Below are 14,984 nucleotides of genomic sequence, written 5' to 3'. Positions count from 1 at the left end.
GTTCAGGGAGTCTGACATCAAGAGCGCGGTAGCCTTTTTTAATATTTCATTCTCCATTTCAATGCGTTGTAGCTTTTTCCTCAGCTTACGTATTTCGATTTGTTCTGGTGTTATCGGAGAGGCTTTTGGTGTTTTGCCCTGACGCTCATCACGCAGTTGTTTGACCCATCTTGTCATTGTGGAAAGGCCAACATCCATAGCTTTGGCGGCATCTGCCACCGTGTATTTCTGGTCAACAACCAGTTGAGCGGATTCGCGTTTAAACTCTGCGCTAAAATTTCTTTTTTTCATTGGAGCACCTGTGTTGTTCTGAGGTGAGCATATCACCTCTGTTCAGGTGGCCAAATTCAGTGTGCCACTTCAGTATAACGAATTTTACCATGATGCTGCGGATATTTTTCCAGCAACGCTTCATAGGCGAGAAAACGCTCTGGCAAACCTTTGGAATAATCCAGCCGTTCGACAGAAAAGATATTTTGTACGTTTTTCAGTTCCGCTTTAAGTTGCGCCAGTTTTGGCGGCAGTGGCCCGGCAGCCTGTTTGGCTATTTCTTTCGGTTCAATGCCGATCGGGTAGACTTCTGTTCGAAATGCTTTGCCCCAGGCTGTATGGCTTTTTGCGCTACGTGTCGTGACGCGGGTCAGGTTAGAAAGACAATCCAGGAACGCCAGACGATCGTTTTCTGTCTGGAAACCCAGCAAATCATAATCACAAAGCTGTTCAAGCAAGGTGTCATATGTCGGCAGCGCGTTGAAGATTTCCGGTGTCGGGAAAGGAATATGCAGAAAGAAACCAATGCGATTATTCACCCCACGTTTGCGTAATTCATGCGCAAAGGGCAACAGGTGATAATCGTGGATCCAGATAATGTCATCGTCTTGCAACAGCGGCAGTAATTTATCTGCCAGCAACGCATTTACGCGTAGATAGCCGTCCCAGGCAGGACGCTGAAATTGCATCAGATCGAGCCGATAATGAAAAGCGGGCCAGAGAACGGCATTGGAGAATTGGTTGTAGTATTCGTCAAGGTCCTGTTCGCTGAGGTTAAAAGAGGCCCACGTAATGTTACCTTTTTTCACCTTTTTTAGCGGCTGATCCTCATTCCCTGTTTCACCACTCCAGCCAAACCACAGTCCGCCTGCGGCTTTCAGTGCCCCCAGTATGCCAACGGCAAGGCCACCGGCACTGGCGGCGTGCTCGTCTGGTGGTGCAATCCGGTTAGATACTACGACTAAACGACTCATAGTCATCACTCCTGTTATTTTCTCTTTTTTGTTGTAATGCGGTGGTTATCATTTCAAGCCTGCTCCAGACATCCGGCACACCCGCCAGTCGCCATGATGCCTGAGTTGCACCTGTGCCAATTTTTACTGACATTCCGCCCAGTCGGTTAACGACTGCGAAGCCAGATTCATCGGTTAAATCATCGCCCAGAAATACGGGCGTTCGCCCGATAAAGGGAGCTTCCTGCATAAAAGCTGCAATTGCCTCACCTTTACTGGTACCTCTCGGTTTGATCTCGACAACACACTTTCCCTGCTGTAACGCCATTTGTGGCCAGATCTGAGTAATACGTTGCGCTAATGTCATTAATGCGTCTTCATGCTGCGGAGCCTGACGATAATGCAGCGCAAAAGCCATCCCTTTCGCCTCCAGCTCCGCGCCGGGATACTGAGCGATAACTGTATGCAGTTGCACGCTAATATCACGCGCAATCGCATCCGGCAGATGAACGATATGCGTTTTACCATTGATGTCACGGCGCTCCGCCCCATGCACGCCCGCTAACGGGAAGCGATAAGGTTTTGCCAGTGCGTCAAGCTCCACCATTGAGCGCCCTGATATCAATGCCAATGCACCATCACTTGCGGTTGCCAGTAGCTGTAGTCCTTGCAGAATATTGTCAGGCACGACGACCTGATCGGGATGCGGTTTGATTTCCAGCGTTCCATCGAGATCAAAAAACCAGGCATATTTCGCGGATAGTTCAGGGGTTTCGGTTAACGGTTCTGTCACCCGGTTCTCCTACTTCTCTTTTCTTATTGTTTTGCGCAGAACGCGCTTTACAGACATGTAAGTATAGACAGTGTGACGGGGGTCGCCATTTGCAACGAAGAACAGCCAACCGTTATGGCGGTTGGCTGTGGTGGGAAAAAACGCTAAATTGTTGCAGAAAAAAGCATCAGACAGTGCGTTTCGCTTTTTGCTTGTAACGGTCGAAGATCACCGCTGCCAGCAGGATTAAGCCGCGAACCACGTACTGCGCGAAAGGAGAAATATTAAGCAGGTTCATGGCGTTTTCCACGGTGCCTAAAATTAAGATACCCGCCACCACATATGAGATTTTTCCGATGCCTCCTTTCAGAGAAACGCCACCTAAAACGCAGGCGGAGATAACAATCAGCTCGTAACCAATCGACGTCATTGGCTGCCCACTGGTCATACGTGAAGCCAGAATAATTCCGGCTATCGCAGATACCAGGCCAGAGAGAACAAAGATAATAATTTTGGTGCGAACAACCGGTACACCCGCCAGACGCGCAGCCTCTTCGTTCCCGCCAATCGCCAGGGTGTTACGACCAAAGGTGGTTTTATTCAGCAACAAACCAAAGATAATCAGACACGCGACGGTGAGCCAGATTGGCGCAGGCAGACCGAACCAGTTAGCGTAACCAAGGGCAAAGAAGCTTTCATCTTCGATACCGACCGCTTTACCGTCTGAAATGATGTACGCCAGACCTCGAACAATCTGCATCGTTGCCAGTGTTGTGATCAGAGCATTTATTTTCAGTTTGGCGATAACAAAGCCATTGACCAGGCCACAGAGAATGCCAAGCAGCAACCCCGCTGCCACGCCAATCCACAGGCTTTCAGTCAGGTTGATAACCACCGCCGTGGTGACACCCGCACAGGCAATTACGGAGGCGACAGAAAGGTCAAAGTCACCGGAAGCAAGGCAGAACAACATGCCACACGCCACCATCCCCGACATGGAAATTGCCAGGCCCAACCCTTTCATATTAATGAAGGTGGCAAAATTTGGGACAAAAATGGCACAGGCGATAAAGAGCACCGCAAACACCACCAGCATGCCGTACTGATCCCAGATACGCCCGAAGCTGAATGACGACTTAGGTGCGCCAGAACCCGATGTAGAAACAGAAGACATCATACTCTCCTTACTCAGGCAACTGCCTGGCTGACTTTAGGCATCGCAAGGCTCAGTGCCTGACGCTCATCTGCCTGCTCGTGTAACAATTCACCGGCGATTTCACCTTCCCGCATCACCACAATCCGGTCGGCAACGCCGAGGACTTCAGGTAAGTCGCTGGAGGCAAACAGCACCGCCACACCCTGCGCCGCCAGCGCATAAATTACGTTATATATTTCGTGCTTAGCACCAACATCAATGCCGCGCGTAGGTTCATCCAGCAAAATGACCTTCATCTCTTCCGATAACCAGCGGCCCAGAATGGCTTTTTGCTGATTTCCGCCTGAGAGATTCATGATCAGTTGCTCAGCGCCCGGCGTTTTGATGTTGAGCGAACGAATGTGCTGATCGGCATTGTTTTCTTCCCAACCGTTGTTGATTACACAACCGCCGAGCACATGTTTGCGTCTGGCACTGATGTTGATATTGTCGCGAACGGAGTGCACGGGAATAATGCCTTCCGCTTTGCGATCTTCCGGGCAGAGCATCATGCCTGCGGCAATGGCGTGGCTCGGTTTACGAATATCGATCGGCTGTTGGTCGATATAAACCTGACCGGCGGTGATTTGCGTCCCGCCAAACAAGCCTTTCATTAATTCGCTACGCCCCGCCCCTACCAGACCAAACAGCCCAACAATTTCACCACTGCGAACCGCCAGACTTATTGGCGTACGCACGCCTAGTGCTTTCACAGCATCAAGACGCAGGCGCTCCTCGCCATAACTACGAGGTTGCCAGCCGTAGATATCGCCAATGTCGCGCCCGACCATCGCCTGCACCAGCGCGTCGTGGTCAACCTGCTGCATATCGGTAAAGGTTTTGACATAACGTCCATCTTTAAAGACAGTGATGGCATCGCTGAGGGCAAATATTTCTTCCATACGGTGAGAAACGTATAAGATCACCCGCCCCTCTTTTCGCAGTTCACGAATAACGCGGAAAAGATTGTCGATTTCGCGGGCAGAAAGGGAGCTGGTTGGCTCATCAAAGGCGATAATTTTAGCGTTACGCGCCAGCGCCTTGGCGATTTCAACCATCTGCCACTGACCAATGGAGAGATATTTCAGCGGCGTGTCCGGGTCAATATCCATACCAAGATGTTTAAGTTGTAAACCCGCCTCATAATTCAGCAATGAGCGATTCACAATGCCGCCTTTATGCGGCAGCTGGCCGAGATAGATGTTTTCCGCGACGGTCATTTCCGGCACGAGATGCAGTTCCTGGTAAATAATCGCCACACCCGCGTTAAGTGCTGCGGTCGTGTCGGAAAAGGACATTTCCTGCCCATTAATCACTACAGAACCCGTGGTTGGCGCATAGTTGCCGCTGAGGATTTTTAAGAGAGTTGATTTTCCTGCGCCATTTTCACCCATCAACGCATGAACCTGACCGGCATAGCAGTCAAAACTAATATCCGTCAGCGCCTTAACGCCGGGAAACGTTTTACCGATGCCGCGAAATGAGAGATACGGGGTAGACTGTTGCATAACGTCTCCGTGAATCACTGGTCGTTCACACCCCCTCTGCATCATGCAGAGGGGAATTTTTCCGGCAAATTACTTACCGCCTAAACCTTTTTTCTCCAGTTCTTCTTTAAAGTTGTCACGCGTGATCAGCACCACGTCGGTAACTTCGGTAAATTTTGGCGGTTCAACGTCTTTTGCTACCCAGTTGTAAAGCATTTCGCTGGATTTATAGCCATGTACGTCCGGGCTTGGCAGCAGGGAACCGTAGAAGCCGGTTGCCTGTACTTTAGACAGTTCGCTCACCGCATCCACACCGTTAATGCCAATGCCGATAATATCAGCAGCTTTAAAGCCCTGACCTTCCGTCGCGCGTACGCCGCCCAGCACGGTGCTGTCGTTCATACCGACGATCAGCCAATGTTTAACTTCAGGATGTTGAACCAGCATTGAGTTGGCAGCGTCAAATGCCCCCGGGATGTCGTTAGATTTGGTAGGTACCTGATAAATTTGTTTTTCCGGGAATCCGGCCGCTTTCAGCGCATCCATAGATCCCGTAGTACGGCGGCGGGCGGTATCCAGTTCGTTGGCGGTAATCACCATCACCGCGCTTTCTTTGACATCCCAGCCACGTTTCTGCATCTCTTTATACAGTTCCTGACCCTGACGTTCGCCAATTTTAGTCGCCGCCATCATCACCAGCGGAACGGTATCCATTGGCTTACCTTTGGCGTTAACAAACTGATCATCCACGGCAATGACTTTCATATCGTAGCCACGCGCTTTCGCGACGATGGCAGAGCCGAGTTTGGGGTCCGGAGTACAAATAACGAAACCTTTTGCGCCACTGGCAGCCAGGCTGTCGATCGCGTTCAATGTTTTTTCGCCATCCGGCACGGCAATCTTAATAACCTCAAACCCTAAATCCTTCCCGGCTTTATCGGCAAACTTCCATTCGGTCTGGAACCACGGCTCTTCCGGTTGCTTCACCAGAAAACCGAGCTTCAGGTTCTCCGCCATAGCGGATTGTGACATAACGGCTGCCAGACCAATGGCTGCCAGGGCTTTAGTAAATTTGTGCATGGTTCTCTCCAGCTTTAGTGTCGTTTTGTGTAGGGCAAAAACGAATGACATTCGTTAAATTAATCGGAAAACAAAGCATTACCTTTTAACTAAAAGATAAGTGACCGTGTTGACATAGTTTTAGCGAGAAATTAATTCTCCATAGGAGAGCAATATCACATCGCAGAATTACAGTGAGAACGTGCATAAATTTAGCGGGAAAAGACATAAGGGAAAGCCAATTTGTCAGACAAATTGTCGAATGCACAGCAGATTAATCCATAAGATTAGCTTGGAAATCCTTGTTGTCTTTGGTACCCATGCGGGATGTCTTCTTTTTAACCAGTCAATAGGCCACATTACCTGGCGTTGAGTTTTTGAAATGGTGTAATAACCGCAACTCAAAGATGTGGAAAATGCACGTCATTCATTTCGCCATTAATTATCACTGTGCTCATTAATTAACAGAACACGTATAATGAGAGCCATCTCGCAAAAATGAAAAAACGTTTTATAAAATCATCATTTCATCAATGAAATGTAAAAATATATAAACTTGATGATTTAAGCATTTTCTTATACCCGTTCAGACGTTATTCTTATTTCAGATCATCGTCAGAATTGACTCCACGATCACATTTCGGACCGGCAGAAAGGAATTATTCTGCAAACAGTAATTATGGTGTTTTGATTTATCTTGCACCTCTCCACTTCTGGATATAAGGATATTAGGTATGGCAACCGCTGGAATGCTTCTCAAACTCAACTCTCAAATGAACCGCGAGTTTTACGCATCCAATCTCTACCTTCACCTGAGTAACTGGTGTTCTGAACAGAGTCTGAACGGCACCGCCACTTTCCTTCGCGCCCAGGCACAGAGTAATGTGACCCAAATGATGCGCATGTTTAACTTTATGAAGAGTGTCGGCGCTACCCCCATCGTTAAAGCCATTGATGTTCCCGGTGAAAAACTGAACTCTCTGGAAGAACTGTTCCAAAAAACGATGGAAGAATACGAGCAACGTTCTAGTACGTTGGCACAGTTAGCCGATGAAGCGAAAGAACTGAATGATGATTCAACCGTCAATTTCCTGCGCGATCTGGAAAAAGAACAGCAGCATGATGGTCTGTTGCTGCAAACCATTCTTGATGAAGTGCGCAGTGCGAAACTTGCTGGTATGTGCCCAGTGCAGACCGACCAACATGTTCTGAATGTCGTGTCGCATCAGCTGCATTGATCATACATCGGCGCTAATGCATTGCGCCGATGAAGTTTTTGAGAAACCGCTGCCTCATCTTTTTGAAGCAGCGGTTTTTTAATGGGATTCGCCTTGTGGGGTAAACTTGAGTTCAATCAGCGCGATGGCTTTTTGGATTGCCCGCATGGTGACCGGGTCTGCGGCGGCGGGATGGTTACTAAAGTCGATATTCTTCAGCTGACTGGACATTTTTTCACGAACTTCAACGGGCGCGATTACATCGAGAACATCCAGAATTTGTTTGATAACCAACTGGCAAGCAACCACATCAGAAACCAGTTCCTGATCGGCATTCAGCGGCTGGGACATCGTAAACTCCTGATAGCATTTTGAAAGCCGTTATAGTAGCGGCTTCACATCTTCAGCGATAGTCACATCCACCGTCATCAGGACACAAAAAAACCTGCCGGAGCAGGTTTTTTGTTATCGGAACATATTGCCTGGCGGTACGTCTTTGAACGTCTTGCAATAGTTATTGAACATACTTTTCAGGATTTTGCGCAGTTTCATCGCGGCACTCCGACCATTTGTTATACATGTGTTATTTTCTTTGCGCTTATAATATGACAGCCATCACAAAAATCAATCTTTATGTGATGCAAATCACACAAATACCCCCTTAATGTTATAAAAATGATAATCAAAAAACAGCCCCCCCATTTCTGACACCTACAGATGGCAAGAAATAGCGCCTGCCAGGCGTCTTTTCCGGTCATTGTCGCAGCGCTGTAACGCGTAAAATAGTGCTTTCTTTTACTCTTCTGGCTGGACCATGAGACTTCTGATTCTGACTCTTTCATTAATAACGCTGGCGGGGTGTACGGTTACTCGCCAAGCCCATGTGAGCGAAGTTGACGCGGCAACAGGTATTGTACGGTTGGTTTATGACCAGGCTTTTTTGCAGCATGCCCATACCGATCGTTATGTCAGTCGCGGGATCGCCGATCGCGCATGCCAGCAGGAAGGCTATACCCACGCGATCCCCTTTGGTCAGCCAGTAGGCAACTGTAGCCTTTTTGCGGGTTCCTTATGTTTGAATACGGAATTCACTTTGTCATATCAGTGCCATCATTCCGCCTTCCCTGTCTTTCTCTAAATATTTTAATCAGCGAGGGGATCTTCGCTGATTAAAGAAATAGCGGTAATGCGTTTTATTCCCATTCGTATTTTTAATAATTGAAGTTTATATTTTACCTTTTGCAAATAATAAAATAACAAATTATAGTGACGCCACAGCAACAAATATAACCTTTGTGGAGCACTATCATGCTGAAACCAGAAATGATTGAAAAACTTAATGAGCAGATGAACCTGGAACTGTACTCTTCACTGCTTTATCAGCAAATGAGCGCCTGGTGCAGCTATCATACCTTCGAAGGTGCTGCCGCGTTCCTGCGCCGTCACGCCCAGGAAGAGATGACGCATATGCAGCATCTGTTTGATTACCTGACTGATACCGGCAATTTACCGCGTATTAATACCGTTGAATCTCCGTTTGCTGAATATTCCTCACTTGATGAATTATTCCAGGAAACCTATAAACACGAACAATTAATCACCCAGAAAATTAACGAACTGGCTCATGCTGCAATGACCAATCAGGACTACCCAACATTTAATTTCCTGCAATGGTATGTTTCTGAGCAGCATGAAGAAGAGAAACTGTTCAAATCGATTATTGATAAATTAAGCCTGGCAGGCAAAAGCGGCGAAGGTCTGTATTTTATCGACAAAGAACTCTCTACCCTCGACACACAAAACTAATGCTCTCCGGCGGCAGGTTTACTGCCGCGTTTCAAATCAGTGACGGCAAATCTTACTCTGATCGGTCGAAAAACCGTCTTTCGAAGGTATAAATTTGCCTTTTGCTGCCAGAAACGCTACCAGCTCTCCCGCTGTCATCCCTTCTGCCGAGCAGGTGTGAAAACGTGCCTGTTCACCAAAACGCGCTTTAATTGCTGCTTCCAGACTGGCATGCGTATATTGCTCGCCTGATTCAATCATCATATTTAACACTTCATGACCGTGAATAGAGTCCATCGTTCCTCCTCAAAAAAAGCCTAGCGTAGCGATTGCCGCTTATGAAGACTTTGCGCCAGAGCAGAACTGAATGCTTTTTATTGTACATTTATATTTACACCATATGTAACGTCGGTTTGACGAAGCAGCCGTTATGCCTTAACCTGCGCCGCAGATATCACTCATAAAGATCGTCAGGACAGAAGAAAGCGTGAAAAACAGAACTCTGGGAAGTGTTTTTATCGTGGCGGGAACCACAATTGGCGCAGGCATGCTGGCAATGCCGCTGGCTGCGGCAGGTGTTGGTTTTAGCGTCACGTTAATCTTGTTGATTGGGCTTTGGGCGTTGATGTGCTACACGGCGCTATTACTGCTGGAGGTGTACCAGCATGTTCCGGCAGATACCGGTCTGGGCACGCTGGCAAAACGCTATCTGGGACGCTACGGTCAATGGCTGACGGGCTTCAGTATGATGTTCTTAATGTATGCTCTGACTGCGGCATACATCAGCGGTGCCGGTGAATTGTTGGCCTCCAGCATCAGCGACTGGACAGGTATTTCAATGTCGGCAACCGCTGGCGTGCTGTTGTTCACTTTTGTTGCCGGTGGCGTGGTTTGTGTTGGAACATCGCTGGTCGATTTATTTAACCGTTTTCTGTTCAGCGCCAAAATTATTTTTCTGGTGGTGATGCTGGTATTGCTGCTACCGCATATTCACAAAGTGAATCTTTTAACCCTGCCGTTGCAACAGGGGCTGGCTCTGTCAGCAATCCCGGTGATTTTTACCTCATTTGGTTTTCACGGTAGCGTGCCGAGTATTGTCAGCTATATGGATGGCAACGTTCGTAAGCTACGCAGGGTGTTTATAACCGGTAGTGCGATCCCCCTGGTGGCATATATTTTCTGGCAGGTGGCAACGCTTGGCAGCATTGATTCAACAACCTTTATGGGATTGCTGGCTAATCATGCTGGATTAAACGGGCTGTTACAGGCGTTACGCGAAATGGTGGCCTCTCCGCATGTTGAGCTGGCAGTGCATTTATTTGCTGATTTAGCCCTCGCCACGTCATTTCTCGGCGTTGCGTTAGGCTTATTTGATTATCTGGCTGATTTATTTCAGCGTTCAAATACCGTTGGTGGACGGTTGCAAACTGGTGCAATTACCTTTCTGCCGCCGTTGGCGTTTGCACTGTTTTATCCACGAGGATTTGTGATGGCGCTGGGTTACGCCGGTGTGGCGCTGGCGGTACTGGCATTGATTATCCCTTCGCTGTTGACCTGGCAAAGCAGAAAGCACAATCCTCAGGCGGGTTACCGGGTCAAAGGTGGTCGTCCGGCGCTGGTGGTGGTGTTTCTCTGTGGTATTGCTGTGATTGGCGTGCAATTTTTGATTGCGGCAGGGTTGTTACCAGAAGTGGGGTGATCAGATAGCCTCAAATTCCTTATTGGGTGCCAGAATTAACGCTGACACCCAATTTGGCCTCTTAATGCAGGCAGCACTGCTTAAATTTCTTACCACTACCGCACGGGCAAGGATCGTTACGCCCCGGTTTCTCTTCTGCTTTGATCGGTTGCTGAACAGCTTTTTCCTGCGGATGCGCCATCCAGTACGCATGTAGATCAAGCGCCGCCAGTCGAATGGCATCTACGCGCTCTTCAAACGCTTCTGGCGACATCTTTTCTACCCGCTCGAAGTTTTCCTCAGTACCGTGCAGCGCAATCGCCTCCAGCGCTGGTTTTAACGAATCGGGCAACGTTGACCAGTCAGAAAGTGCCACGCCCCGCATATAGCCAAAGCACCACTCCTCAACAATCGTCAGCTCGCTGCCATCAACTTCTCGCAAGCCGAATAACGGCTCAAACTGCTCCGGGAATTCGTTCAGACGCGCTGCGGTATCGGCCATATGTTGAAAAGCCAGGTTCATAAAGCGCGTCATCTCTTTCTCTGACGCCCAGCGCGGCACATAGTCAGCCCCACCCCACACGGCAACCAGCCACTGTTCCGGTTCAATCTCTTGCGGAGAACTCAACACCGCCGTCAATAAATCGTCCAGCTCCGCCACATCAAGGATGGCGTGGTTAGTGTTGTATTTGGTCAGAATATCGTCCAGCCATTCCAACTCACTTTCGTTTAACGGTCCCGTTTTCATACGCTTTTCCTTGTGGATCTCAACTCGCCAGCACCTATCTTACATGCCGGTCCGTATCAGAGATACTTTTTGAGTGGCTTTGCCGGTGATTAAAAATTAAGGAGGGTGTAACGACAAGTTGCAGGCACAAAAAAACCACCCGAAGGTGGTTTCACGACACTGCTTATTGCTTTGATTTTATTCTTATCTTTCCCATGGTACCCGGAGCGGGACTTGAACCCGCACAGCGCGAACGCCGAGGGATTTTAAATCCCTTGTGTCTACCGATTCCACCATCCGGGCTCGGGAAGAAAGTGGAGGCGCGTTCCGGAGTCGAACCGGACTAGACGGATTTGCAATCCGCTACATAACCGCTTTGTTAACGCGCCAAATTCTTCAGGCCTTTCAGCCAGACATCCGCTTGACGCCGATGTCTTTTAAACTGGAGCGGGAAACGAGACTCGAACTCGCGACCCCGACCTTGGCAAGGTCGTGCTCTACCAACTGAGCTATTCCCGCATTCATTAAGCAATCAGTTAATCACTTGATTTTATTATCGCCTGGCAATCAGTGCCGCCGTTCGATGCGTTGCATTCTACTTACCTGGAGCGATGAGTCAACGATATTTTTCACCACTTTTGATCGTTTGCTGAAAATTACGCCGAAACGATCACTGATCAAGCAAATCTGCACGCGCAGCGCTCAAATATTGCAACATTGACCACAGAGTCAGTACCGCAGCCACAAAGAAAAGTGCAATACCGGCGTACTCAACCCAAATGTTCGGACGCCACAGCAGCCAGGCCAACGCCACCATCTGGGCAGTGGTTTTCACTTTCCCAATCCAGGAGACAGCCACGCTACTGCGTTTACCCAACTCCGCCATCCATTCGCGTAGCGCAGAAATAATAATTTCACGGGCGATCATCGTTGCCGCCGGTAGGGTCACCCACCAGCTGTGATAATGCTCGGTTACCAGCACCATGGCGATAGCCACGAGAACTTTATCTGCTACAGGGTCAAGGAAAGCACCAAACCGGGTACTCTGGTTCCAGCGGCGTGCCAGAAAACCATCGAACCAGTCAGTCACCGCCGCGACGCAGAAAATGAGCGCGGCGGCAAACGGCGACCAGGTGACAGGCAGATAAAAGACCAATACAAAGAATGGGATAAGGATGACACGGAACAGTGTAAGCAACGTAGGGATATTAAATTGCATAATGACGGGTAACTATCTGTTGTCAGTAAGATTACCCCTATGTTGCTACAGAGACATCAATGTTTCAACGACCAGAAGATCTTTTCTGCCAGACCTTGCGAAATACCCGGCACTTTTGCAATTTCCTCGACGCTGGCGTTACGTAAACCTTGCAAACCGCCCATATATTTCAACAACATTTGCCGACGTTTTGGCCCGACGCCTTCAATGGTTTCCAGGGAACTGGTATTTTTGACCTTCGCCCGTTTTTTACGGTGCCCGCCAATCGCGTGATCATGTGATTCATCGCGAATATGCTGGATAACATGCAGCGCGGGTGAATCTGGCGGCAAACTAAATCCCTCACCTTCCGGCTCAAAGAACAGCGTTTCCAGTCCAGCCTTACGATCTGCTCCTTTGGCAACGCCAAGTAGCAGCGGATGATTTTTATCCCATGAGACATCCAGTTCGGCGAAGACATTTTTCGCCTGCGCAAGCTGGCCTTTGCCGCCGTCGATAAGGATCACATCCGGGATCTTACTGTCGTCAATGGCTTTACCATAACGCCGACGCAGCACCTGATTCATCGCCGCATAATCATCGCCCGGCGTGATGCCTGTAATGTTATAGCGCCGATACTCCGCACGCAGCGGGCCGTTAGCATCAAACACCACACAGGAAGCGACGGTTTGTTCGCCCATGGTATGGCTGATGTCAAAGCACTCCATCCGCTTCACTTCCGGCAATTTCAACACGCTGGCAAGCGCGGTCAGTCGCTGGTGAACGGTAGATTGCTGCGAAAGTTTGCTGATTAAGGCCGTCGCCGCATTGGTGCGCGCGAGTTTCAGATAACGCGCCCTATCGCCGCGAGGTTTGGTTTGAACATTAATCTTGCGTCCCGCCAGTTCTGAAAGGGAATCGGCGAGCAGCGTTTTATCGCTAAGATTAAAATCGAGCAGGATCTCACCCGGTAAGGTGCGCATCTGGCTGCCTTGTAAATAGAACTGACCTACGAAGGTTTCTACCACCTCGCTCAGTTCCGTACCGCCAGGCACTTTCGGGAAATAGCTGCGGCTGCCGAGCACTTTGCCCTGACGAATGAACAATACGTGGACACAAGCCATGCCCGCATCGAACGCCACACCAATAACGTCAAGGTCGTTGCCGGTATTGGAAACAAACTGTTTTTCGGTGACGCGTCGCACCGCCTGAATTTGGTCGCGAATACGTGCCGCTTCTTCAAACTCCAGATTCTGACTGGCAGTTTCCATACGGCTAATGAGTTGCGTAAGCACCTGATCATCTTTGCCAGACAAAAACAGGCGCACATACTCGACCTGCTGAGCGTATTCTTCTTCACTCACCAGTCCTTCAACGCACGGTCCCAGACAGCGCCCTATCTGATATTGCAGACACGGACGCGAGCGATTGCGATAAACACTATTTTCGCACTGGCGAATGGGGAAAATCTTTTGCAGTAGCGCCAGAGTTTCACGTACGGCATAGCCATTCGGGAACGGGCCGAAATATTCACCTTTGGCATGCTTCGCACCACGATGCATCGCCAGACGCGGGTGGGTATCGCCACTCAGGAAGATAAAAGGATAAGATTTATCATCGCGTAGCAAAACGTTGTAACGCGGCTGATAGAGTTTGATGTAGTTGTGTTCCAGCAACAGCGCTTCGGTTTCTGTATGAGTAACCGTTACATCAATTTGCTGAATCTGGGCGACCAGCGCTTCGGTTTTGCGCGAAGCGAGGTTGCTACGGAAATAGCTGGAAAGCCGTTTTTTCAGGTCTTTCGCTTTGCCTACATAGATAACCGTACCACCAGCATCGTACATGCGATAAACGCCTGGCTGGCTGGTTACGGTTTTTAAAAACGCTTTTGCGTCAAACTGATCACTCACTGACTTGATAATGTCTCCGCATTACACAGACCATGGCGAATTGCCAGGTGAGTCAGCTCAACATCGCCATGAATGTTTAGTTTACTGAACATACGATAGCGGTAGCTGTTCACCGTTTTCGGACTGAGATTGAGCTGTTCTGAGATCTCATTGACCTTCTGGCCCTTGGTGATCATCAGCATAATCTGCAATTCACGTTCAGACAAACTGGCAAATGGGCTTTCTGTTTTTTCTGGTTCGATCTGGCTTAACGCCATTTGTTGAGCGATGTCAGAAGCAATGTAACGCTGCCCTGAATAGACAGAACGAATCGCACTCACGACTTCCTGCGGAGCCGCGCCTTTGCTGAGGTAGCCCGCAGCACCGGCCTGCATGACTTTCGCTGGTAAAGGGTTTTCTGTATGAACGGTAAGCATGATGATTTTGACATCAGCTGTGGAACGCGCGATTTTACGCGTCGCCTCAAGACCGCCAATGCCCGGCATACTCATGTCCATTAGCACCACGTCAACGGCATTTGTCCGGCACCACTTAACGGCGTCTTCACCGCACGATGCCTCACCGACGACTTTTATACCCTTTATATCTTCCAGAATGCGTCGTATCCCTGCGCGCACCAGTTCGTGGTCATCAACAAGTAGAACGTTGATCAAAGAAATATCTCCAGAAATAGGGATAACGCTACTGATAGTTAGTCATTCGTATATTAGCGGTTTTTATTGCAACTTTGAAA

The 14,984-nt window shown here is 48.9% G+C and carries 15 protein-coding genes, 3 tRNA genes and 2 pseudogenes; 4 read left to right on the top strand and 16 right to left on the bottom strand.

Features of this window, described 5'->3' with window-relative positions; all coding sequences use genetic code 11:
• From BFF42_RS12570 to araF, 6 genes and pseudogenes are all read right to left on the bottom strand, one after another.
• Window positions 1-291, bottom strand: a pseudogene (locus tag BFF42_RS12570) (transposase); the annotation flags it as partial.
• Window positions 292-353: 62 nt separating this feature from the next.
• Window positions 354-1,244, bottom strand: a pseudogene (locus BFF42_RS12565) (trehalose-6-phosphate synthase); the annotation flags it as partial.
• Entirely contained in the window at window positions 1,219-2,016 is a 798-nt protein-coding gene (gene otsB / locus BFF42_RS12560) for a trehalose-phosphatase (protein ID WP_000138775.1), read from the bottom strand. The pseudogene BFF42_RS12565 and the gene otsB, both read right to left, overlap by 26 nt.
• 166 nt (window positions 2,017-2,182) lie before the next feature.
• Window positions 2,183-3,169: an arabinose ABC transporter permease AraH gene (gene araH, locus BFF42_RS12555; protein WP_000100203.1), complete on the bottom strand. Its 987-nt coding sequence runs from the start codon at window positions 3,167-3,169 to the stop codon at window positions 2,183-2,185.
• A 14-nt stretch (window positions 3,170-3,183) separates the two neighbouring features.
• Complete coding sequence (gene araG / locus BFF42_RS12550) at window positions 3,184-4,698, bottom strand: arabinose ABC transporter ATP-binding protein AraG (RefSeq protein ID WP_001187803.1); 1,515 nt, start codon at window positions 4,696-4,698, stop codon at window positions 3,184-3,186.
• Window positions 4,699-4,767: 69 nt separating this feature from the next.
• Window positions 4,768-5,757, bottom strand: a complete 990-nt coding sequence (gene araF, locus BFF42_RS12545; RefSeq protein ID WP_005026642.1) for an arabinose ABC transporter substrate-binding protein AraF — start codon at window positions 5,755-5,757, stop codon at window positions 4,768-4,770.
• A gap of 713 nt (window positions 5,758-6,470) precedes the next feature.
• On the opposite strand from araF, the gene BFF42_RS12540 reads away from it, so the two are divergent.
• Window positions 6,471-6,974: a non-heme ferritin-like protein gene (locus BFF42_RS12540; protein WP_000179469.1), complete on the top strand. Its 504-nt coding sequence runs from the start codon at window positions 6,471-6,473 to the stop codon at window positions 6,972-6,974.
• A gap of 78 nt (window positions 6,975-7,052) precedes the next feature.
• Here the strand turns inward: BFF42_RS12540 and yecJ are convergent, their stop codons facing one another.
• Complete coding sequence (gene yecJ, locus BFF42_RS12535) at window positions 7,053-7,304, bottom strand: DUF2766 family protein YecJ (RefSeq protein ID WP_000082117.1); 252 nt, start codon at window positions 7,302-7,304, stop codon at window positions 7,053-7,055.
• 114 nt (window positions 7,305-7,418) lie between these two features.
• Entirely contained in the window at window positions 7,419-7,505 is an 87-nt protein-coding gene (azuC, locus tag BFF42_RS12530; protein ID WP_010723106.1) for a stress response protein AzuC, read from the bottom strand.
• A gap of 262 nt (window positions 7,506-7,767) precedes the next feature.
• Here azuC and BFF42_RS12520 point away from each other — a divergent pair, with 262 nt between their 5' ends.
• Both BFF42_RS12520 and ftnA read left to right on the top strand, forming a co-directional pair.
• Window positions 7,768-8,091, top strand: coding sequence for a YecR-like family lipoprotein (locus tag BFF42_RS12520; protein WP_001237866.1), 324 nt, complete (start codon window positions 7,768-7,770; stop codon window positions 8,089-8,091).
• A 170-nt stretch (window positions 8,092-8,261) separates the two neighbouring features.
• Complete coding sequence (gene ftnA, locus BFF42_RS12515; RefSeq protein WP_004983027.1) at window positions 8,262-8,759, top strand: non-heme ferritin; 498 nt, start codon at window positions 8,262-8,264, stop codon at window positions 8,757-8,759.
• Between the two features lie 36 nt (window positions 8,760-8,795).
• Here the strand turns inward: ftnA and BFF42_RS12510 are convergent, their stop codons facing one another.
• Window positions 8,796-9,035 carry a YecH family metal-binding protein gene (locus BFF42_RS12510; protein ID WP_000377225.1) on the bottom strand — a complete coding sequence of 80 codons (240 nt, stop codon included), beginning with the start codon at window positions 9,033-9,035 and terminating at the stop codon, window positions 8,796-8,798.
• Between the two features lie 190 nt (window positions 9,036-9,225).
• On the opposite strand from BFF42_RS12510, the gene tyrP reads away from it, so the two are divergent.
• Window positions 9,226-10,437, top strand: coding sequence for a tyrosine transporter TyrP (gene tyrP / locus BFF42_RS12505; RefSeq protein WP_000797568.1), 1,212 nt, complete (start codon window positions 9,226-9,228; stop codon window positions 10,435-10,437).
• Between the two features lie 61 nt (window positions 10,438-10,498).
• On the opposite strand, the gene yecA is transcribed toward tyrP, so the two are convergent.
• From yecA to uvrY, 7 genes are all read right to left on the bottom strand, one after another.
• The gene (yecA, locus tag BFF42_RS12500) at window positions 10,499-11,164 is read right to left on the bottom strand and encodes a UPF0149 family protein YecA (RefSeq protein WP_000847908.1); all 666 of its coding nucleotides are present in this window, start codon (window positions 11,162-11,164) and stop codon (window positions 10,499-10,501) included.
• A gap of 195 nt (window positions 11,165-11,359) precedes the next feature.
• Window positions 11,360-11,446, bottom strand: a tRNA-Leu gene (locus BFF42_RS12495).
• Window positions 11,447-11,458: 12 nt separating this feature from the next.
• Window positions 11,459-11,532: transfer RNA gene (locus BFF42_RS12490), tRNA-Cys, on the bottom strand.
• 54 nt (window positions 11,533-11,586) lie between these two features.
• Window positions 11,587-11,662, bottom strand: a tRNA-Gly gene (locus tag BFF42_RS12485).
• A gap of 151 nt (window positions 11,663-11,813) precedes the next feature.
• Window positions 11,814-12,362 carry a CDP-diacylglycerol--glycerol-3-phosphate 3-phosphatidyltransferase gene (gene pgsA / locus BFF42_RS12480; protein WP_001160187.1) on the bottom strand — a complete coding sequence of 183 codons (549 nt, stop codon included), beginning with the start codon at window positions 12,360-12,362 and terminating at the stop codon, window positions 11,814-11,816.
• 56 nt (window positions 12,363-12,418) lie between these two features.
• A complete protein-coding gene (uvrC, locus tag BFF42_RS12475) occupies window positions 12,419-14,251 on the bottom strand; it encodes an excinuclease ABC subunit UvrC (RefSeq protein ID WP_001283435.1) in 1,833 nt (610 codons plus the stop codon).
• Window positions 14,248-14,904: a UvrY/SirA/GacA family response regulator transcription factor gene (gene uvrY / locus BFF42_RS12470; protein WP_000611335.1), complete on the bottom strand. Its 657-nt coding sequence runs from the start codon at window positions 14,902-14,904 to the stop codon at window positions 14,248-14,250. Before uvrY ends, uvrC begins: the two co-directional genes overlap by 4 nt.
• Window positions 14,905-14,984 lie beyond the last annotated feature (80 nt).

Source organism: Shigella sp. FC1661 (assembly GCF_001712525.1).
Taxonomy (GTDB): Bacteria; Pseudomonadota; Gammaproteobacteria; order Enterobacterales; family Enterobacteriaceae; genus Escherichia; species Escherichia coli.
The sequence above is the reverse complement of the archived record's forward strand: the minus strand, read 5'-3'. Positions and strand labels throughout refer to the sequence as shown.